The sequence below is a fragment of the Streptomyces radiopugnans genome (assembly GCF_900110735.1).
Lineage (GTDB): Bacteria > Actinomycetota > Actinomycetes > Streptomycetales > Streptomycetaceae > Streptomyces > Streptomyces radiopugnans.
In genome coordinates this window covers 24,158-44,809 of record NZ_FOET01000023.1, presented here as the reverse complement: position 1 = coordinate 44,809, position 20,652 = coordinate 24,158, and the positions used below count along the sequence as shown (strand labels likewise).

Here is a 20,652-nt window from a genome sequence, read left to right as displayed (position 1 = left end):
CTCTGACTACGAGGGGGCGCGGCCGTTCTGAAGACTGCTTCCCTGCTCGGCCTTGCGTTCACAGGCCTTGACGCGGGCTGGCGTCTTCGATTCGAAGGCCATAGAGGTCGAAGGGCGGGCGGGTGACGCGGCGCGGCCGGCCCGGCAGGAGCCCGGCCCGGGGCCGGGGCGCGGGGTGGGCTGCAGGAGCGGCACGGTCGCCGCAGGCGGGGCCGCCCGTGGCGGCCACTTGTGAGGCTCCGCAGGTCGGAGCCTCGCCCAGCGGTGGCCGTCCCGAGGATTCGGACACGGCCGTGAGACCGACCTGCCGGCTTGCGCCTCATCCGGCGAGGGCGAGGTTGTGCAGGCGGGCGATGCCGGGCATAGCCTCCACCCTCGACGGACTGGGGCACCGCAGGGGACCGCGACCTGTCCTGGGGGTACTGGGACCAGGCTCCCAGCCGCTCGGGAGCCTAGCCTGAGCAACATGAACACCTCGAAACTGGGCGACTACCTGCGGGGCCGGCGTGCGCAGGTGACGCCGTCCGACGTCGGGCTGCCCGAGGACGGGCGGCGACGGGTTCCCGGCCTGCGGCGCGAAGAGGTCGCGATGCTGGCCCGCATCAGCGTCGACTACTACGTGCGACTGGAGCAGGGACGTGAGCGGCGCCCGTCGCCGCAGGTCCTGGACGCCCTGAGCGACGCGCTGCTGCTGGACGACGACGGCCGGCTGCACCTGTACCGGATCGCGGGCCTGACCCCGCTCCCGCACAACGAAGGCGGCATCGAGCGGGCGGACGCCCAGTTGCTGGCCCTGGTCGAGCTGTGGGACCGCACGCCGGCCCTGCTGCTGGGGCGGGCCTACGACGTCCTGGCCGCGAACACGCTGGGGCGGGCCGCCTTCCCTCACCTGCAACCCGGCGCGAACGTGCTGCTCACGATGTTCCTCGACCCGTCGGTCCGCGCGTTCCACGCGGACTGGGAGAGGGCCGCGGCCAACGCGGTCGCGGGATTTCGCTTCCTGGAGGGTGCCCGGCCGAACGACCCGCGGGTCCAGGAGGTACTGCAGACCGTCTCAGAGCGCAGCCGCGAGTTCGCCGACCTCTGGCGGAGGCGGGACGCGCGGGGCAAGAGTGACGCCGCGAAGGTGCTGCTGCACCCCGACGTCGGTGAACTCACCCTGCGCATGCAGACCTTCGACGTGCGCTCCGCCCCGGGGCAGCAGCTGATCGTCTACCACGCCCAGGAGGGCACCGGGACCACGGACGCGCTCCGCCTGCTCGGCTCGCTGGCGGTGACCACCCACCCAGGACACCAGGACGACTGACCGAGGCGGGCCGCGTGAGGGCCCGCTCCGCGACCATGGCCGGCGTCACACGCGTCACCCTCCTCATCGTGGGAGGTCTCACCGCGTGCACCGCGGCACCGGACAGCGGGAGCCTCCCCGGTTCCGGCGAGGCCGCACAGCGCAGTCCGCAGCAGCCCCCGCCGGCCGCGGCACCACCGCCCACACCAACGCTCCCGGCCGAGGTCGCCAACGCCTCGCCGCACCCGTACGTCGGGATGTGGGCGACGGCCGACGGGCACATCCGTCAGGAACTGCTCGCGAACGGCCGCTACGACGAGGCGCGCGGCGACCGGGAGAACGCCTACACGGGTCCCCACCAGGTCTCCGGTACCCGGATCGAGTACGTCGACGAAACCGGGTTCAGTGCGGACGGGACGTTCGACGGAGACGTGCTGCGTCACGGGGGCCACATCCTCTACCGCGAGGGCGGCAACGCGCACCGGCGGAACAGGGGACAACGGCAGTGACGGATGACGTCTCCGAGGGCGGAGGCGGGCGCGCGTTCGTGGTGGCGGGAAACACGGGCGGATCGGCGATGCTCACCGGCACCGCGGCCCTGGCCGCCGGCCGCCGAGCGGTTTCCCGGTGCTTGTTCCGGCCTCCGTCCTGGCACGGCCCGGAGTGAGGCCGCCTGGTCGTCTCGGACAAGCGACCGCCGCCCGGTGGTCCGGCGAGTCCGCCGCTCGGGCGCAATCAGCGGTACACCACCCTGGGACCGCAGGCCGCGTCAGCCGAGAACCTGAGTCCCGATGGTGTTCAGCAGGGCGAACCGGTCGGCTGCGGCGGTGCCTGCCGGTGCGGAGCAGACGGCGATGCGCAGGTCGTTGCCGGGGACGGTGAGGGTGTCGCAGTCGACGGCGACCGGCCCGAGGCCGGGATGGTGGACGGTCTTTCTGTCGGTGGTGTGGAAGCCGACCGTGTGGGAGTTCCAGAGGTCGTCGAAGCGGTCGCTGACACCGCGCAGGTCGTTGATCAGCGCGGTGAGCCGGGTGTCCCGGGGGTATCGGGCGGCGGAGGAGCGCAGGTCGGAGACGAGGGCGGTCTCGAAGCGGTCCTGCTGGTCGGGGTCGTGGGTGACGCGGGTGGGCCGGCCGGTGAAGTGCCGCCAGGCGATGTTGCGGTCCCTGCCGCGCCAGGGGGACGGATCCCCCATCAGGGCGGCCCACAGGGGGTTCCACGAAATGAGGTTCCACGTGGCGTCGTGGACGCTGAGTGGGCTGCCGTTGAGCTGGTCGAGCAGGCGCTGGACGCTCGGCGGAACGTGCGGGGAGACCTGGCCACTGGTGGGCGGAGCCTGACCGGCCAGCAGGTAGAGGTGGTCGCGTTCGGTCTCGGTCAGGCGCAGGGCGCGGGCGAGGGAGGCCAGGACCTGCGGGGAGGGCGAGGTGGCCCGGCCCCGCTCCAGGCGGACGACGTAGTCCACGGAGAGGCCGGCGAGCCGGGCGAGCTCTTCGCGGCGCAGCCCGGGCGCCCGGCGCACCCCGCCGCGGGGCAGGCCCAGGTCGTCAGGGCTCGTGCGGTCGCGCCAGTGGCGCAGGGCCTGGCCGAGGGCCGCGGGATCGTCGTTCACCCATCCATTGTCCGCCGCTTGCCGAGGAACAGCCTGGTACTGGCCGGCCCCCCGCGGAGGAGGGCTCTCCCTGTCCCTCGTCGCGGCGCGCAGAGTGAATGGCATGACAACAGTCACCGTGATCACAGGGGCCAACAAGGGCCTCGGATTCGAAACGGCCCGCCGCCTCGTCGCAGCCGGTCACACCGTCTACGCCGGTGCCCGCGACGCCCACCGCGGCGAGTCGGCGGCCAAGGCCCTGGGAGCCCGTCCGCTGCTGATCGACGTCACCGACGAGGCGTCCGTCGCCGCGGCAGCCGACCGGGTGCGCGCCGAGGCGGGCCGGGTGGACGTCCTGGTCAACAACGCCGGCATCGCCGGCCCGGCCGCCCCGGCCGGCGAGCTGACCGCCACTGACCTGCTGCAGGTCTTCGACACCAACGTCTTCGGCGCGGTGCGCACCACCCGCGCCTTCCTGCCCCTGCTCCAGCAGGCGGCCCGGCCCTCGATCGTCAACATCTCCAGCGCGCTGGGCTCCCTGGCGATCAACGCCGACCCGGCCGCCCACACCGAACTGCTCCCCGCATGGGCGCCGCTGCTGGCCTACAACTCCTCCAAGGCCGCGCTGAACATGCTCACCGCCGTCTACGCGCAGTCCTTCCCGCAGATCAGCGTGGTCTCGGTCGACCCCGGATTCACCGCGACCGACCTCAACGGCCACCAGGGCACCCAGAGCGTCGCGGAAGGCGCCTCGGCGATCGTCGCCGCCGCCACCGCCGGGCCCGGTACGCCGAGCCCCGCCTTCGTCGGCGCCACCGGCCCCGTGCCCTGGTAGCCCCTTGGCTGTCCCCCGGCGACCGCGCGCCGCGGCCGTATCGCACCACCACGAGAGAATGATCGTGGACAGCGTGCGGCCGAAGCCGCCGCCCAGGCCGCCTGCCCCGCGGATCCGGACAGCCGCCCGCCCTCCGGCAGGCAGGGGGTCTGTCAAACGTTCGGTGTAACGGGGGTGGTTGAGGTTACTGACGGGCCGCCGACAGGCGCCCGTCGAAGGTGATGTCGAAGGCGTTCAGCGCGGTCTTCCAGCGCATGGTCCAGCGGGCCTGGCCCTTGCCGGTGGGGTCGAGGGACATGATCGCCATGTAGACGCACTTCAGAGCGGCCTGCTCGTTGGGAAAGTGTCCACGGGCCTTGACCGCCCGCCGGATCCGCGCGTTCACCGACTCGATCGCGTTAGTGGTGCAGACGATGCGGCGGATCTCGGCATCGAACCGCAGGAACGGAGTGAACTCTCCCCCAGACTCCGTCCGGGGGCACCCCCACCCAGGCGTTCTCCCACAGCTTCACGATCGCCGGATACTTCCGGCCCCAGGCGTCGGCGAACTCGGCGAACCGCTCCAGAGCGGCCTCCTCGGTCGGCGCCGTGTAGACGGGCTTCAGAACCTTGGCGATCTTGTCCCAGTCCTGGCGGGCGGCATAGCGGAAGGAGTTCCGCAGCAGATGCACCACGCAGGTCTGCACGATCGTCTTCGGCCAGACCGCGTCCACTGCCTCGGGCAGGCCCTTGAGCCCGTCGCAGACCAGCATCAGCACACCGTTCACGCCGCGGTTCTTGAGCTCGGTGAGGATGTGCAGCCAGTGCTTGGCGCCCTCGCCGCCGTCACCGGCCCACAGCCCCAGGATCTCCCGCCGGCCCTCGACGGTGACCGCCAGGGCCACATAGATCGGCCGGTTGGCCACCGCGCCGTCGCGGATCTTCACGTGGATGGCGTCGATGAAGACCACCGGATAGACCGGGTCGAGCGGCCGGTTCTGCCATTCGGCCATGCCCGCGAGGACCTTGTCGGTGATGGTGGAGATGGTCTGGCGGGAGACGTCGGCGCCGTAGACCTCGGCCAGGTGGGCCTGGACCTCGCCGGTGGTCAGGCCCTTCGCGGCCAGCGAGATGACCATCTCGTCGACCCCGGTCAGGCGCTTCTGCCGCTTCTTGACGATCTTCGGCTCAAAGGAGCCGTCCCGGTCGCGGGGCACGACGATCTCCACCGGCCCGACATCGGTCAGCACGGTCTTGGAGCGTGTGCCGTTACGGGAGTTGCCGCCGTTCTTGCCCGCCGGATCGTGCTTGTCATAGCCGAGGTGGTCGGTGATCTCACCTTCCAGGGCGGACTCCAGCAGCCGCTTGGTCAGCTGCTGCAACAGCCCGCCCTCGCCGGTCAACTGCAGGCCCTCGGCCTGGGCCCGGCTCACCAGCTCGTCGATCAGCTGGTCGTCCACGGCCTTCGCCGACACAGCCGCTGCCGACTCGACAGCGTCCTGCTCAGCCACGTTCTCACTGGTCATCGATGCATCCTCCATGATCGGGAGTTACACCGAACGATTTACAGTCCCGACAGCCGCGCTCGCGGAGCTGGGCATGGAGTGGGCGTGACACCAACTCTGACGAGTCGGTGAGCCGACCGGAGCAGTACACGCGAGACCCCCGGGCTGGTGTACCAGCCGGAGGTATCTGCTTGGGTGCGGATCGACTGCCCTCGGGTGTCAGTGGGAACGGGGGGTGACGCTGAAGCGTTCGGCGAGGCCCTGGGCAAGGAGGCGATGAGCGCCGTACTGCTCGGCCACCGCCGTCGGGTTGCTCCAGCTACCCGCGTCGGCGAGTGCCAGCGTGGCCTTGCGGACGGCGTCGCCCAGCTGGGCCATGGTGCCGGTGGTGATGATGCGCGTGCCGGGGGGCGCCACGGCGTTGTACTCGAGCGTGTTGACGCGGTGCAGCAGCACGGGGGTGGCACTGCAGGACTGGTCGTAGGTCTCCTGGAACCAGCTCATGGAATGGGCCAGCTGTGCGACGTCGCTGCGCCAGATCTTGTCCGAGGTGGCTCCCGACTTCGCTTCGAGCACGAGGTACTTCAGGTCGCCGGTCGCCCACAGGACGTCCGGGCCATTGCCGGTGGCCCGCTCGGGTCGCTGTGCCTCGAATCCAAGGTGGTACCCCAGGCGTTCCAGGGCCCGTTCGAAGACGGGGACCCGCTTCTGGCTCGGGTGGTAGACGAGTTCGTCGAGCAGAACGTCGATGCCGACCAGGAACTCGTTGCGGTCGGCATAGGTATTGGCCAGGTAGCCGGCGGCAAGGACTGCCTGTGTGTCGGTGGCCTTGATGCGGGTGGGCTTTACGCCCTCGATGGGGCGCACGATCGACGGATTGTGCGCAAGTGCTTTGACCAGGGTCTGCTGGGCCTTGGGCGCGTCAACAAAGTGCTGGTAGGCGGCGAGCTGCTCCTGGAGGAACCCGCGCTCAGCCGGGTCCTTGGCCGCAGCGACGGCCTCACTCATGTGAGTAGCAGCCTGGGCGTACTGGCCGAGCGATGCTTGGTCGAAGGCACGGCGTGCGGGGGCGGCGACCAGGGAGATGGTGCTCTTGGGATAGGTGACTTCGGCCAGGGCGCCGCGTGCGGCGGCGACCCAGCCCGGATCCCGGCCGAGAACCTGCGCGATCACTCCCTCGATCTGCTCCAGCGGCTGGCCAGCCAGTTTCGCGGCGACCTGGCGGGAGAACTCGATCTGAGCGCGGGTGGCGGGGCTGAAGCGGGAGCGGTATCTGGGTGAGGCAATGAGCTGGGACAGGTGCGGTCCCATCAGCAGGACCACGCAATGGTCGTTGACGGAGCGTACTCCTCGGCCCATGCCTTGCTCGATGCGCTGCAGTTGCCGGTTGACCATCTCGTCGGAGTCGCCGAGCACGATCGCCTCGCGGCGGGTCAGGCCGCCGTAAGTCTGTGGGAGGCCGTCCAGGACAAGCACCTCGCAGGCTTTGCGAGGCAGGTCTATCCCGTCGTACTTGTTGACCAGCACCACCAGGCCGACGTGCTCCTTGCGGAGTCTGGCGACGGCGGCTCCGATCTGTTCCGAGTCGGAGGCGGTGATCTGCGCGTGCTGCGCCCATGCGGTGGCTCTGTGGTGCGAGGGGACCAGGACGACGACGTTGACCCGCTCGGCGAGCTTGGCGGCCATGTCGCGTACTGCGGCCTCCTTGATCGAAGCGCTGATGTCCTGGGGCGCAAGGATCAGGCGGTCGCCGAGATAGCCGGCGCTCGTCGGGGTGATCGGAGCGCCCACTGTGTTGGGGTCGGCCGCGAAGTCGGTCACCAGAACGCTGTCGTCAGCCAGGGTGGCGGTCAGGTGGACCCGGCGTCGTGCTCGGGCGAAGCTGGCGATCTTACTGATCGGCGGGTACGGCGGCTGGACTTCCAGTTTGTCGGAGGTGAAGACGGCGCGGCAGATCGGAAGCACGTCCTTGATCAGCGGCCACGACCACTGAAGGCTCTCGTCGTCCCGGAGCTTGTTCAGGACCGCGGTGACTTCGGCGATGTGTCGGGTCCAGGCCCAGAAGGGCACCGGGGCTACGGCAGAGGAGTCCTGGGTGGTCAGGCCCTGGTAGGTGATCTCCGACTGCTGGCGCAGGTCGTCGGCAAACAGGTCGAGCAGTTCGGCGAACGCCTTCTCGTGCGAGGGCCGGGAGAGGGTCAGGGTGAACTTCTCCCTCACGGTCGCGAGAGCCGCGTGCGCGTCGTCGACGACGACCGTGCCGACATCGACGACGGGTCTTCCGTCGCCCTGAAGGCCGAAGACGCTCTTGCCATTGACGAACCGGTGGAGGCTGAGCACGCAGATCGCTTCGCCGCTGGTGAAGCGGGTGGACCGGGGGTCGTCGGTCACCTCCACACCGAGTTCGACGGCCTGCTCCATCGCCTGCGATGCCAGGAAGGGATCGGGCGCCAGGTAGAGCACCGGGCCTTCGCCCTCGTTGAGGCTCGACTGGCAGATCAGCAGGCCCACCACTGTCTTGCCGCCGCCGGTGTTGAGTTTGACGACCAGGTCCTTCTCCGATCGCCGGTCGTACCACGTTTGTAGAACCTGCCCCTGGGGGTCACGCAGGAACTCGTACCGCGCGGCGCGCTCGGGCAGCGCATCGAACAGGACCCGAGGGTCAGTGGGCGTCGGAGCGGGCCCCGATCCGAAGGTGGTGAAGTCGATGACCATGGACGGCCCCCCTGGAACTGACGTGTCACGGAGCTCTGATGGCGCCGTTGGAACCGACGCTAGCGGACAGATCATCGTGCTTTCATCTGACTTGAAGCACTATGTGCGACCTGCTATCAAGTGTGGTTCGACATCGGTTGTAATCGGGGTCCGGCAGGCACGGCCCCGGCAGACGGCGAACCCGGGTCAGCCGCTCACTTCCGCGATGGCGTCCGCTATCAGATCGGGCAGGTGAGTGAGGGCGCGCTCCAGGAGTCGTTCGATGGACACTGCGTGCCGGCTGTTGTCGACGTTGGTGTGGGAGACCCAGCTCGCGGGTTCGTACCGGGCGAGCATGGACAGGGCGTAGAGGACGGACCACCAGGCCATGAGGGGGTGCATCTCCCGGTTCATGGGGGTGATGACGGGGAGGAAGTACCTCTGGCCTGCGTAGCCGCGGGTCATGCCGAGCAGGTGCTCGCGGCGCTCGTCGGCCGTCGCCGATCCCTCGGGCATGAGCCAGTTCACCCGGAGTTCGCCGCCGCCGTGGGGATACCGGGTGTAATCCGGCGGGCCGTCGGGACCGAGTCTTCCTGTCCGGACATAGCTGTCGTGTTGGGCCGCAGCAGGGTACGAGAGCAGGTACTCGGCCAGGGCCTCGCGTGTACCTGCGTCAATAACCCGGTCGGGGATGTCGCAGACGGCGGCGGTGAGCAGAGTGTGCTCGTGTGTTCCTCCGCCGATCGCCGCAAGGAGCGGGGTGAGACGGTCCCGGTCGGTGAGCGGATCGCCGAGGTTCGGCGGGAGCACGTCCCACACCTCCTCCAGGCGAACCGCGTCGAGTTCCCAGACAGGCGAGTCGAGGACTTCGCTGACCCGTACGAAGCTGCCGTGGGTGCCGGGCGGGTCGGTGCGTATCTCGATGTCGGGGAAGGGATTCTCGAACCCCGAGGTCTTGATGCCGTGGGTGACCAGGTGCCAGTCCGTGCCCTTGAGGGACCACGCCGCTGCAGCGATGGCACGGCCAGCCTGGCTGAGGCCATAGAACAGCTGTAGGGGGCGGGTCGCGGGGCCCACGGCCTCGGCAGCCTTGAACATCTGCTCGGTCTGTTCCAGGGCGGCCGCGTAGGTCTTGCGGCGAGCGCCGGTGTCGGCTCGACCCGGCGGGTTCCAGCGGCTGCCCCGTAGCCGCGCCCACGCCGCGTCAGGGTCCACAGTGATGTGCATGCCTCCGGACGCTACCGAAGCGGTCACCCCGTTGACAGCAGTTTCTTGGGCCGCTCCAGTCAGCCGTCCTGACTGACTGCCAGCGCGTCCAGGTCCAGGTTGGGCGCCGGGGCGGCGTACAGGACCGCCGCCCCTTGCTGGTTGGCGTCGGCCCCTCTCTGCCCCTCCCAAGGGGCCTGGCGCTCTGGCTGCCGGCCCGTGGCGGTGCCCGGCTTCACGGGGGGCCGACCCCGCCGTGAAGCCGGTCGGCGTCCCGTTCACAACCTGGCGTCTGCGACGGCAAGCCGAGCGTGACTAGAAGGCACGAAGCTCGAAGCTGATCCCCATGCCGTCGAGGTCGCTCTCGAGCCTCCAGCAAACGTCGCTCTCGTAGAAGCTCGCTGCATCGCCGTTCCCCTCAGCGGGGTCGATCTTGTCCATCTCAGGGACGTCGTAGGCCATCGTGTACCCGGCCTCAGTGTCGGTCCACTGGACCCGGACCACCATGTCCGCTGTGCCGATGTCGTAATTATCGTTCCCGTGGTTCTTAGCGATGTACTCGAACGGGTACGTGAACGTATAGCTGTCGCCCTTCTTGATGGACCGCAGGTAGTCCTGCTCGTTCTCGAAGCCATAGTTGTTCGACTCACTCCACATGGAAGGAGCGTAATGCTCTGCAGCTCTGCCAGAGCTGCTGTACTCGAACCATCTGGGAGACGGCAGGTTCTGCGACCCTGAGGGCCTGGACGTGGTCGTGGCCGAGCTCCACGGGTCTGTCGTCGGGGTCGCCGAGTTCCAGCTCCACTGCGACTTCGGGCACGCGAGGGGCAGGAGGCGCATCCCGGCGAGCAGACGTTCATCTTGACGATGGCCGTCGCTCATACCGATCGCCGCAGCGGAGTCGGCCGGGCGCTCCTCACCGAGATCGCCCGCCGGACCCAGGAAGCCGGCCACACGTTCCTGGCCCTGGTACCGCAGGACGGAGCCGATGCGGCTGACCGACAGGCGTTCTTCCGGGCGTGCGGGCTCAAGCTCGACGGGGCCGTCGAGCTTGAGCCCGCACGCCCGGAAGCGGTGGCCTGGCGTCGTCGGGAACCACTGGACCCTCTACACGATCACCGGCGGTACCTCACCTCACGGCCGGGCCGCGCAGATCTTCCCCATCTTCGGCAAGGCCATCGACCACGCCCACCACATCATGAGCAACGTCCCCGACGAAGAAACCCCGCTCGCCGCCGTCATCATCGACTCCTCCCGCCAGATCGCCTGGAGCGGGTGCATAACGACGCCACATGGGGCGTCGACGAGGTCGAACTCTCCCGCACCTGTGGGCCGTCCCCTCCCCCGACTCCCCCACCCACGCCGAATGGCACGACCAGTGGGAACGGCACGTCCTCTCCCGCCGGCCCTGACCCGCGAGGGACCGTCCCTCACCGAAGAAACGGGTCCCCGCCATCACACGCACACGCGTGCCCCGCACGTCACGGCAGTAACGCGCGGGGCGCTGCGAGTTCCGGCACGGGGCGCGGTGCGGGCCAGCCTCCCAGCTCAGTTCCTGCCAGCGGGACGTGCGGCCTTCGCCGGAGCCGGTGGCCCAAAGTGGAGTGGGGTGGGGCCGGCCTAGAGCTGGTGGAGAGTCGCACGAGATGATGCCGGTGAGCACAACGGAGGCACGGTTGATCATCTTTGATACGAACGCGGTGAATCTTCTCCCGCCGTCCGGTCCTCGGGCCGACATCATCCGCAAGCTGCGGCAGTCCGGCCATCACAAGGTGGCCGTGCCATGGATGGTCATGGAGGAACTGGTCGCCCACCAGACGAAGCACTACCCCGACAAGTACCGGGCTGTCGTGAACACCCTGACGAAGCTGAACGAGGCACTGCCGTGGGAGCTGGAGAGCTCCCTGGAGCCGCTCAATCTGGAACGTCTCGTTGCACACTGGCGCAGCGCGTACGAGGAGATCTTCGAGGTCATCGACACCAGCGGGGTCGCCGCCCGCAGGGCTCTGTCGCGAGAAGCCATGGCCCTTCCGCCAGCGAAAGCGACCAGGGACCGGTCGGAGGGCGGCCGTGACGCGGCAGTCTGGTTCTCCATCCTCGAGTACATGAGAGAGAACCCGGACGAGGAAGTCTGCTTCGTCACGAACAACACCAAAGACTTCGGCGACGGCGTCACCTATCCCTATCCGATGAACGAGGACGTGCGCGGCCTGGAGGGCCAGCTCACTCGGCTTACCGACTTCGACGCGGTCGTCTCGAAGTTCACCAAGGAGGTGTCCGGGCAGGACGCCGAAGCAGCCGCCGAGGAGCTGTTGCAGTCGCTGTCCGTCCGCAAGCGGGTGGCACGGACGGCGGTTGAGGTGCTCAGCTCGCCGATCGGATTCGTCGGCCTGGACAGTGCCGAGGCTTCCGTGCAGTGGCACCAGTGGCTGGCCTCTCCCGAAGCCGAGCTGCTGAGCATCACGGACGTCCTCGGGCACGAGGTCGAGGACAGCATCTGGTACACGGCCAACACCCGGTGGCTGCTGTACGGGGAAGCCGTCAACGGCGACAGCGAGGACGTGCGGTACGTGTCGTGCGTCTGGGAGATGAAGGTTCTCTTCTCCGCAAACGATGGGGACGAGGCGCCGACCCTACTGACCCCCGGCGAGCCCGTGCTCCCGGACACGGCGGATGCGCGGTGTATGGAGATCCTGAAGGAGCTGAAGGCTAGGGCTGCCCGCATGGCGCGAGTCCTGCGCAATCAGATGTTCCACTCTTCCGGTGGCGACCTGTTCGCCGATGCCATGCCCACGCTCGATGTCGCCGGCGCCCTGGCCCGCAGCCTCTCCGATGTGATCCCCCGGGTCGATCTGGGCTTCGCCGAGCAGATCAGAGCCTCGATGCCCACGCTCGACATCGCCACCGTGCTGGACCAGGCGAGTATTGATCACATTCTCGCCGGGCTGCCCAAGCCCGACTTCAGCGGGCTGCTTCCCCAGGTGGATTTCAGTCACCTCGTGCCAAAGGTCGACTACAGCAGCCTCTTCCCACAGGCAGACCTCAACCAGATCGCGGCAGCAGCGCTGGCAGCGGGGATCCAAACCCCTTCCGCAGGCGATGACGATGACGAAGATGTCCCCGTCTCCAACGTCGACGACAGCTCGGATCCGAAGGCCGAACCAAGCGACGCCGACATTCCGGACACAGACGACTGACGGATCGGGCCGTCCTGGCACAGCGCCAGCCGAAGCCACGAACCGCCGGTTCCCTCGAACGGACGAGGTCTCCGGCAAATGGCTCAGGCTTGCCCGGCCGCCAGCTCCCACAGTGGGCGGGCACGTCCCGTCCCGCCGCAGTGGAAGCAGCGGCCGCCGCCTGGGGCGCTGCGGGCGCCGATGGTGCCGGAGGCGTGCCAGAAGAGCCGGGTGAGTCCGGCGATGTGTGCCGCGTGGACCGGGAGTTCCTGGCTTCTGCTGAGGATGAACTCCAGGGCGACGCCGGGCCCGGTGAAGTGCGCGTGGGGCAGGTCCCCGATCATCGCACGGAGCGTCTCGTTCACCTCGTGCATCGTCTCCGCGCCGGTCAGCTGTACCCGGGCCGCGAGGATGGTGTCGGCGGCCGCGGTGAAGGACAGCAGCCCAGCCGGGCGGGCGAGCTGTTCGACGCGGCCCACGGGGTCGGGATGGGTGTGGTGGAGCTGGGCCAGGGCGTGCCACAGGTCGCCCGGCAGATCCTGAGGTGCGGTCTCTTCTCGGCTGCGTCTCATACGGCCCTGTGTAGGGCCTGCGGTGGGCTGGCGCCGTCGGATGGGCCCATCCGTCCCACCCGGTGGCGCGGTGACTTCGAGACCGGTCCCCCTGTGCGGCCTGGCGGCTGCCGACCGCGCAGCGGGCTTGCACGGTCAGGTCCGCCAGCGGAACCAGCCGCGGCCCCTCTCCGGCTCGGGGCCGTCCTGCGGTTCCGGCGGCGCGGCGGCCTGGCGGCGGGCGGCTTCGGCGGCGGCTTCCTCGCGAGCGACGTCGTCGGCGCGGCACGGGCCGCACACAGACTTGTCCCCGCCCCTGACCAGCGTCTCCGGCGTCACCCGCTGGCTCACCCCCGACAAAGTCGGCATCGCCCTCAGCGACAGGTTCAAGAAAGACGACCACTTCTGGTTCACCGTCTTCCACGAGATCGGCCACACCCTCCTGCACGGCAAGCGGCTCACCTTCCTCGACAACACCGACCGCGCCGACGAACGCACCCCCGAAGGCGACCGCAGCGAAGACGAAGCCGACACCTTCGCAGCCCAGACCCTCATCCCATCCGAGCACAACGCCGCCTACCGCCGCCTCGCCCGCAGGCCCATGCCCTTCGGCAATATCGAAGCCTTCGCCCGGCAGGTCGGCATCGCCCCCGGCATCGTCGTCGGCCGTCTCCAGCACGACGGCGCCCTGCCCTGGACCCACGGCAACGCCCTCAAACGCACCATCCGCCTCCCACACAGCGACACCGCCAAGGACCAGGCACAGTGACCGACCATCCCCGGAAGAGACACGGGACAACAGAGAACAGGTCACGCCAGGGCGGTCAGCGGCATACAGCCCGCTGCAACTGACCGGTGGTAGACGGCCGTGAGCCCCACATCCACCGACCATCGGTCGGCTTCTCCCTCCCTCACCTCGGCCCGGCTGCCCTCAGTGAGACAAGACCGGCCGATTCGGCTGGGGCTGTGCCCGATGTGCGTCGCCGACAAGCACGCCGCCGGCGTGCTTGTCGGCGACGATCATTCGCACGCTTTCCAGAATGCCCTCCCGACTCTTCACAGCCCGCCAGTAACTCCAACCACCCTGGTTAACCGTTCGTTTGCCCCTCAATGGGGTGCCTTCCGGTTATTGGTCGTCGAGCTCGTCGGTGATCCAGTCGTCCGGGACCAGTGCCTTGCCGTTGTTGCGCCTCCAGCGGTCTTGAACGGAGCTGTGGAACGGCTCGTCGGTGAGGTCGGCGTGTTCCATCACGATGACCTGGAAGTCGCCGTCGAGGGCGTCGATGGTGCGCTGGATGGCTTTGTAGAGGTTCAGCAGGGCGATGCGGTCCGATCCTGCGAGCGTGCCGTCTTCCGGTTCGTCCTCGGGGAAGTAGACCTGGGAGGGCTGGTCGAGGATAAGGAAGCGGGGTACCGGGCTGCCCTGCTCGGAGAACCATTCGTGCAGGCTGAGGAGGGTGGTGACGTGGTAGCCGAGCCAGTTCTCGCCGCCGCCCATGTCCGAGAGGCGGACCGGGCCTCGGGTGGTGTCCGCGACGACGGTCAGGCCGCGGGGGTCGAGGCGGATGGGTGATTCGCTGTGCTCTAGGTCCAGTGCGACCGCCTTGTCCTTGATCTTGGTGCTGATCAGGGATACGTAGCTGGCGAGTCGGTCGTCGCGGGTGCCGGCGCCGATTTCCTCCTCCAGGTCTGCGATCCGTGTGACCAGGTCGGCGCGCAGATCCTCGGTGGCTTGGGAGGTGTTGAGGTAGAGGTGGCGTGCCGCGGTCTCCAGGAAGAGGCTGATGCGGCCTTGGACGACTGCGGCGCGCCGGGTGGTGTCCGGATCGTCTCGGGCGGCGCGTTGTCCAGCGGTGAGGGTGTCGAGTTGTTCCTGGTTGCGGGCCAGGGCGGCGCGGAGTTCGTGTAGGTGCTCTTCTGCGGTGGCGATCAGGTTGTTGATTTCGGGTGTGTCGTTGCCGACGACGGTCATGTCGGCGTCCAGGCGGGCGAGGTCGCGGATGATGGTGTCGGCGAGCTGGCCGGATTGCGGGGTCGGGCTGTCGCACACCGGGCAGTGGGACGTATGGCCGTCGCTGTTGATGGTGAGCAGGCCGAGGGTGGCCAGACGGGCGTGTTGTTCGGTGGCTTCGCCGAGGAAGTCACGGTTGTCCTGGGCAGCTCGTTTGAGGTTGGTGATCCGTGCCCGAAGACGGCTGTGCTGGGCGCGTAGTTCCCGTCGCTGGTCTACCAGGAAGGTGACGGGGTCGTCGCCGTCCTGAGGCGCAGGTGCGGGGGTTGTTGTGACGGCTTGGCGCAGGTGTTCGAGCGCTGCTTCGGCTGTTACTTCCCCTTGAGGCAGGGGGTTCAGCAGGCCGGCTTCGGCGGCTTCGGTCAGCAGGGCCTGGGCCTGGCCGGAGGCCGGTGACAGGCTGCGGGCTGCGGCCAGGTCCGCCTCTACTTGTGCGAGTTCCCGGCGCAGCTGGCGCAGACGGTGCTCGCGCAGGGCCTGCTCGGGATTCATGGCGCCGAGGAAGTAGGGGATCATCGCCCGGATGGTCGCGGGGCGGAACTCTTCGCCCTGGGAGTGGAAGAGCAGGTCGGGGTTGGCGACCTCGTTCTGTTTTTGCAGGCAGAAGAAGAGCGCGTGGCGGATGGACGGCGGGATCGGGGTTCCGGCGCGCACCGCCGGGATCCGCACGCTCCGGTCGATGTCGGCGAAGGCCGACAGCTGGTCCTTGGCGACGTCCAGGGGGGTGGAGAAGGTCATCTCCGCGCGCTGCAGCGGTGCGGCTCCCCGAGCCTGGGGAGTGATACACAGCGTGGAGGCGGTGGCCGCCTTCCCGGTGGGGGCCGGGCGGGCGACGAACAGCTGCTGCTCGCCCTTGACCAGGGTGATGGCGAAGACGCGCACGAAGTTGCGCAGGGCGGCGCCTTTGATGACGTAGTCGGTGCTGGCCAGGCAGTAGTCGACGATGTTGAGCAGGGCGCTCTTCCCGCGGCGGGAGTCGCCGGTGATGATGTTGAGCTTGCCGGTGGCGAAGGGGACGGTGCGTATCTGGCCGTCGTCGTTGTAGATCGAGATGGCGCGGATCTGGAAGGTCATGGCCGGACTCCCAACAGGGTCATGACGGTGCTCAGGCTGCCTGCGCTGGGCAGCCAGCGGCCCAGCATGTGTGCGGCTTTTTGAATCGCGATGACCTCGTCCGTGCCGCCGGTGATCACCTTTTTGAGGCGTCCGGTGGTCACGCCGAGGCGCCCGTCGTCGGCGCAATACAGCATCTGGGTCTGCAGGGCCAGCAGCAGGCCGGGGCGGACCACCGCGGACAGAGCGGTGGCGTTGTCGGCCATCGCCACCTTGACGGCTCGGTTCTCCTCCAGCCACCGGATCAGCCCGCTGCGGGTCGTGTTCGGCAGGGCGTGGCGGATGGACGGCTGCAGCGCCATGACCGCGGACAGCACGGCGACGGCCACCGGGCACCGCCGGCGATAGTGGTCCTGGTGACCTTGGACGGCCCGGGCTGTGACGAGCCCGGTGAACGCCGAGTTGTACAGGGCTCGCTCTTCGCGGCTGAGGTCGGTGAAGCCGATCACGACGGCCTGGCTCCCGCCAGCTCCAGCAGCGTCATCAGGCGTGCGGCGAAGTCGATGTGCCAGCCGATCTGCTGCTCATCGGCGAGCATGTGGAAGGAGCCCTTGGTGACGAACGGCTCATCGCACTCAGGCCGGATGCGGTGCCGCGCCTCCCTCATCGCCCACCGGTAGATGCCCCTTGCGGCGGCCACCTTCTCCGCTTCGGTCGCCTCCTCGCCGAGATCGTCCTCCATCTCGGCGAAGAGCTCCTCCCACTCCTCAACGAGCCGGCGCTCGTACCGGTCGAGTTCGCCCAGCTGCAGCAGGTTCTCCTTGACCCAGCGGGAGCGCTGTGTGAAAGCGCGTAGGTAGTCGCGTACCGCGATCCGTACTCGTGCGCCGCCGAGGTCAATCAGGTCCAGTTGGCGGACAAAGGTCTGGTCCGCGTACGCGGACGGGTCAGGAGCGAGGCCCGTGACGTCCTCGTCGATCGGCAAGTTCTCCGGGCGGAATTGGTTGCGCAGGTCGGTGAAGACTTGATCGAACTCGCTTCCGGTGATCGCGTCCATCTCGTTGGAGCGCAGCTGTCGGATGGTGCGCTGATAAATCCAGCCCTCCAGGCGCTGGAGGAAGGGCCGGGCGTAGGAGCGGTCGACGGCGAGAACGACTCGCTGCAGCAGCAGATCCTCCAAGCCGTCGACGTCGGGAGCGTTACCGATGACCTGGATCCGGGCGAGCATCCGACGCCGCTGATCCTCCGTGAGAGCATCGAACGCCTCGAACGCCTTCCTGAGAGCCTGGCTCCCGGAGGCTGCTCGTGCCGCGTTCAGCGCCTGCAGGGCGCGCTCTTCGTCCCTGGTGCCGCAAGAGGCTGGCTGCAGCAGGGACCCGATGGAGCCCTCCGGCAGGTCTGCGGTCGTCAGCAACAGCAGATCCGTCTCCTCCAGATCTACCAGCTGGTGAGTGACGGCATGGCACCAGATCCGCAGCGTCTTCCACAGATCGGTGCTGGAGTCGGTCAGCCTGGTGCCCAGAGCCCGGTGCTTGAGCTGGTAATAGACCCGGCCGTCCCTGACGGTCTCCTCGACGTCGTCACCTGCCTCGATCGCGATGGACCACTCCAGCCCGCGCGCGTAGCGCTCGACACAGGAGTGCAGCGCCTTGCGCACCTGATATACGTAGCCGATCGCCGACGCCGATGCCTCGAACGGATCCGCCCTGTCCGCCATGTGCGCCCCCCCAGCGCCCGACAACGTTCACCGTATGTGAGGAGATCTTTACACAACGGATATCTCCTACGGCACCCCTCGTCAAGGAATGATCACGCACCAGCCAACAACCGCCCGGACCCGACCCTTCTTCGGCTGGTCAGATACGAGCGGGTAGGCGCTGCCGGGCTCATGAGGAAGTGCCGAGGGCCTCTGCGATCAGCGCTTGACCCGGCTGCGCACCGCCAGGACCGCCAGACCGAGGAGGACGGGTTCGGCCAGGCGGGAGGCCATCTCGGTGTAGGTGCCGGCGGTGGTCAGGTCCTGGCCGGAGGAGCGGAAGGCCACCGAGTTGATCACCACGCGCAGGGCCTTCTCGAACCGTTCGGTGGTGACGCGCTCGTGCCAGGGGCCGGTGGGGTTGACCGGGTCGGGGGTGTCGGCGGTCAGGGAGATGTGCGGGCCGCTCTGGCGGCCGGTGAGCTCCGGTTTCGGTGCATCGGCGGGCAGCCCCCAGATCATCAGCGCCATGAGAGTGGCGGCCATGGCTCCCAGCAGCCAGGCCAGCGCGCGGGCGGCACGCAGCCCGTAGCCGGACAACGCCCAGTACACGGTCAGCAGGGCCCGCTCGGCGCGGGAGGTGTCGTCGGTGTCGTGGCGGCTGCATCTCCATCTCGCCGTAGTAGAAGTCCGCCGCTCCCGGCTCGTTCTTGCCGTCCTCCAGCGACTTGCGCAGCTGCCGGTACAGCGCGGCCACCGCGGCCGGCCGCAGCACGGCCACGTCCTGGGGCGGGGCGGTCCAGCCCTCTGCCCGGGCGGGGCGGCGGCCGGTGCGCGACCGCCAGTGGTGCTCCTCGGCCAGGGTGCGCCGCCGGCTCCACCACCTGGGAAGCAGCCCGTCCCGCCGGACACTGGCGGGGGCCTGGGCGAAGGTGCACCAGCCGTCCACCCGCAGCTGGTCCAGGTGAACCGCACCGGCGAACCGGCACAGCGTCAGGTCCACATCCGTCAGGGCCAGGTGCGCAGCATTCACCCCGCTGAGGTTCCTCAGCCGCACGCCTGCGTCCCCGCTCGCCAGCATCTCCTCGGACAGCAGGCCCTGCAGGCCGCTGGCGGGGCCTGGCAGGCCGGTAAACGGAGCCGGTTCGGCCGCCACGGTGACCGGATACTCCAGCACCGCCCCGGCCAGATCCACCTCGGCATGGCGCAGCCGCAGCGCGGCCGCTGACGTCCACCGTGCCCGCCGCAGCGACAACTCTCGCGTGACGATCATCATCGTCACCGGTGCCGCGAACGCCGCACCGTCCAGTTTCACCGTGCCGCCGCACACCAGCGGGCCCAGCCACGGGGTGGTCTCGAACCGGGCCCCATCGAACCGGGCGTCGCCGATGAAGACCGCACCCGGAAGCTTGGCGGCAGCGGCGAAGCTCACTCCGACGAACCAGGCCGCGCCGGTGAAGACCGTCCCGCCGAACGCAGCGGTGCCGCTGAAAGTCACTCCTTCGAATCGAGCGGCCCCGGTGAAGGTCACCCTGGTGAACCCGGCGGTTTTAGTGAAAGTCGCTCCGAGGAACGAGACACTGCCGAAGGACGCCTCATCGAACCAGGCATAGCCCGTGAAGAGCGCCCTGCCGAACCAGGCGTCGCTGGCGAAGACCGTCTTGCCGAACCGGGCATCACCAGTGAAAACCACCTCATCGAACTGAGCATCGCCGCTGAAGAGCGCTCCGTCGAACCGGGCGGTGCCAGCGAAGGCTGCTCCCTCGAACCGGGCGGCACCGGTGAAGGCCGCCCCCGCGAACCGGGCGAGGTGAGTGAAGGCCGCCCCGCCGAACCGGGCATCACCGCTGAAGACCGCCTCATCGAACCAGGCAGCCCCCACATAGGGAAGTCCGGTGTCAGGATCGCGCAGGGCATCGAGGAGCCGGTCTAGCAAACCCGTGGTGAAGGGTGTGCCGCGGTGGTCGATGTCGGCGCCGGGGGCCAGATCAGCGAGGTAGGCGGTACGGTCGGGCTCGTCCAGGTGGGCCAGGCAGGCAGTGTGACCGGGGACGTGGATGCCGCGGCAGCCGACCGGATCCGCTGCGGTGACACCGTGGCCGCAGTGCGGCCAGGCAGGCGGGGTGGCGGAAGGTGCCTGGGGAACTGTGGACGTCATGCCCGGTGGACGATCGGACACAGCTGGCTAGTTGCCTGTCCCGAGGAACACGGCACCGGGCTGGCTCTTCCAGCGGTCGGCACCCGTACGCCCGAAGAAGGACCACAGACAGTGGTCACTCCAGGCTCACCGCCACCTCGACGAGAGGAGCGTCAGGGAGGAGGTAGGCCCGGGCGACGATCGTGGTGTATCCGGCTGCTCTGGTCACGATTCAGCCAACAGGCCTTCACGACTCCCCGTAACCCCGCATGATGCGCCTGTTACCAGCCGCACAGGGGGACCCCGTGACCGACCAAGCGCCGCAGCCGCCGATGCCCGACTTCCCGCCCCAGCCGGAATCCCAGCCCGAGCAGCCCCCAGCTGCGGCGCCGGCGGAGGCAAAGCGTCTCAGCAACAAGGTCGTCATCGGTGCCGCGGCCGCCGTCATCGCCACGATCATCGGCACCGGCGTTGTCGTCGTGCAGGCCATCGGCAACGACGGCAGCGAGCCCACCGCCACGGCCAGCGCGTCAAGTGCCCCGACCGAGGACGTGGCGACCGCCGCCGCGGACGAGCCGACCCCGGAACCGCCGGTCTACGCCGACCTCACCCCCGACAGCTTCACCATCACCCTACGCACCACCGCGCAGCAGTGTTTCGGCTCCGCCGGCTGCCACGTCACCGTCGAACCCGATCTGTCCTACGTCGGCCTCAGCGACGACATCGACCCGGATGCCACCTACGAGATCACCTACGAGATCAAGGGCGACGAGTCCGGACCGGTCATCGGTACCGCGGAACTGTCGGAGCGGACGACGCTGAACTACACGCCGTCATCACTCAGCACCGTCTCGTCGGACACGAAGCTCTCCGTGGAGATCACCGACGTCCGAACGACAGGCCTGTGAGGGACGCGGCACCACCGCGACGCAG

Annotated in this window: 15 protein-coding genes and 3 pseudogenes; 6 read left to right on the top strand and 12 right to left on the bottom strand. The window is 68.8% G+C overall.

The window, feature by feature from the left end; genetic code table 11:
- The first annotated feature begins 466 nt into the window (after nt 1-466).
- Together BMY40_RS26315 and BMY40_RS28335 are read left to right on the top strand one after the other, a co-directional pair.
- A complete protein-coding gene (locus BMY40_RS26315; RefSeq protein ID WP_093657891.1) occupies nt 467-1,306 on the top strand; it encodes a helix-turn-helix transcriptional regulator in 840 nt (279 codons plus the stop codon).
- A 218-nt stretch (nt 1,307-1,524) separates the two neighbouring features.
- Nucleotides 1,525-1,794 (top strand): annotated as a pseudogene (locus BMY40_RS28335) (Atu4866 domain-containing protein); the annotation flags it as partial.
- 260 nt (nt 1,795-2,054) lie between these two features.
- Here the strand turns inward: BMY40_RS28335 and BMY40_RS26305 are convergent.
- A complete protein-coding gene (locus BMY40_RS26305; protein WP_245769989.1) occupies nt 2,055-2,897 on the bottom strand; it encodes a helix-turn-helix domain-containing protein in 843 nt (280 codons plus the stop codon).
- 103 nt (nt 2,898-3,000) lie between these two features.
- Here BMY40_RS26305 and BMY40_RS26300 point away from each other — a divergent pair, with 103 nt between their 5' ends.
- Entirely contained in the window at nt 3,001-3,711 is a 711-nt protein-coding gene (locus BMY40_RS26300; RefSeq protein WP_093657895.1) for an SDR family NAD(P)-dependent oxidoreductase, read from the top strand.
- A 184-nt stretch (nt 3,712-3,895) separates the two neighbouring features.
- Here BMY40_RS26300 and BMY40_RS26295 read toward each other — a convergent pair.
- The 5 genes and pseudogenes from BMY40_RS26295 to BMY40_RS28175 all read right to left on the bottom strand — a co-directional run bounded on the left by BMY40_RS26295 (nt 3,896) and on the right by BMY40_RS28175 (nt 10,376).
- A pseudogene (locus BMY40_RS26295) lies at nt 3,896-5,216 on the bottom strand (IS256 family transposase).
- A gap of 198 nt (nt 5,217-5,414) precedes the next feature.
- Nucleotides 5,415-7,910: a DEAD/DEAH box helicase gene (locus tag BMY40_RS26290; RefSeq protein WP_093663282.1), complete on the bottom strand. Its 2,496-nt coding sequence runs from the start codon at nt 7,908-7,910 to the stop codon at nt 5,415-5,417.
- A gap of 186 nt (nt 7,911-8,096) precedes the next feature.
- On the bottom strand, nt 8,097-9,116 hold the full coding sequence (locus BMY40_RS26285; protein ID WP_093663281.1) for a YaaC family protein: 1,020 nt from the start codon (nt 9,114-9,116) through the stop codon (nt 8,097-8,099).
- A 294-nt stretch (nt 9,117-9,410) separates the two neighbouring features.
- The gene (locus BMY40_RS26280; protein ID WP_093663280.1) at nt 9,411-10,049 is read right to left on the bottom strand and encodes a hypothetical protein; all 639 of its coding nucleotides are present in this window, start codon (nt 10,047-10,049) and stop codon (nt 9,411-9,413) included.
- A gap of 180 nt (nt 10,050-10,229) precedes the next feature.
- A complete protein-coding gene (locus BMY40_RS28175) occupies nt 10,230-10,376 on the bottom strand; it encodes a hypothetical protein (protein ID WP_177214144.1) in 147 nt (48 codons plus the stop codon).
- Between the two features lie 374 nt (nt 10,377-10,750).
- Between BMY40_RS28175 and BMY40_RS26275 the strand changes: the two genes are divergently transcribed.
- A complete protein-coding gene (locus BMY40_RS26275; protein WP_143071833.1) occupies nt 10,751-12,292 on the top strand; it encodes a PIN domain-containing protein in 1,542 nt (513 codons plus the stop codon).
- 83 nt (nt 12,293-12,375) lie between these two features.
- On the opposite strand, the gene BMY40_RS26270 is transcribed toward BMY40_RS26275, so the two are convergent.
- Nucleotides 12,376-12,843: a hypothetical protein gene (locus BMY40_RS26270; RefSeq protein WP_093663278.1), complete on the bottom strand. Its 468-nt coding sequence runs from the start codon at nt 12,841-12,843 to the stop codon at nt 12,376-12,378.
- Between the two features lie 283 nt (nt 12,844-13,126).
- Here BMY40_RS26270 and BMY40_RS26260 point away from each other — a divergent pair, with 283 nt between their 5' ends.
- Nucleotides 13,127-13,591, top strand: a complete 465-nt coding sequence (locus BMY40_RS26260; protein WP_245770343.1) for an ImmA/IrrE family metallo-endopeptidase — start codon at nt 13,127-13,129, stop codon at nt 13,589-13,591.
- 357 nt (nt 13,592-13,948) lie between these two features.
- On the opposite strand, the gene BMY40_RS26255 is transcribed toward BMY40_RS26260, so the two are convergent.
- The 5 genes and pseudogenes from BMY40_RS26255 to BMY40_RS29085 form a co-directional block, all read right to left on the bottom strand.
- Complete coding sequence (locus tag BMY40_RS26255; RefSeq protein WP_093663276.1) at nt 13,949-15,907, bottom strand: DUF3732 domain-containing protein; 1,959 nt, start codon at nt 15,905-15,907, stop codon at nt 13,949-13,951.
- Nucleotides 15,904-16,395, bottom strand: a complete 492-nt coding sequence (locus BMY40_RS26250; protein ID WP_093663275.1) for a three component ABC system middle component — start codon at nt 16,393-16,395, stop codon at nt 15,904-15,906. Before BMY40_RS26250 ends, BMY40_RS26255 begins: the two co-directional genes overlap by 4 nt.
- A complete protein-coding gene (locus BMY40_RS26245) occupies nt 16,392-17,603 on the bottom strand; it encodes an ABC-three component system protein (protein ID WP_093663274.1) in 1,212 nt (403 codons plus the stop codon). The genes BMY40_RS26250 and BMY40_RS26245 overlap by 4 nt, the downstream gene beginning before the upstream one ends.
- Before the next feature lie 198 nt (nt 17,604-17,801).
- Nucleotides 17,802-18,194, bottom strand: coding sequence for a hypothetical protein (locus tag BMY40_RS29090; protein WP_342745095.1), 393 nt, complete (start codon nt 18,192-18,194; stop codon nt 17,802-17,804).
- A gap of 856 nt (nt 18,195-19,050) precedes the next feature.
- Nucleotides 19,051-19,740: pseudogene (locus BMY40_RS29085) on the bottom strand (pentapeptide repeat-containing protein); the annotation flags it as partial.
- 284 nt (nt 19,741-20,024) lie between these two features.
- Between BMY40_RS29085 and BMY40_RS26235 the strand changes: the two are divergent.
- The gene (locus BMY40_RS26235) at nt 20,025-20,627 is read left to right on the top strand and encodes a hypothetical protein (RefSeq protein WP_245770342.1); all 603 of its coding nucleotides are present in this window, start codon (nt 20,025-20,027) and stop codon (nt 20,625-20,627) included.
- The last annotated feature ends 25 nt before the right edge of the window (nt 20,628-20,652 follow it).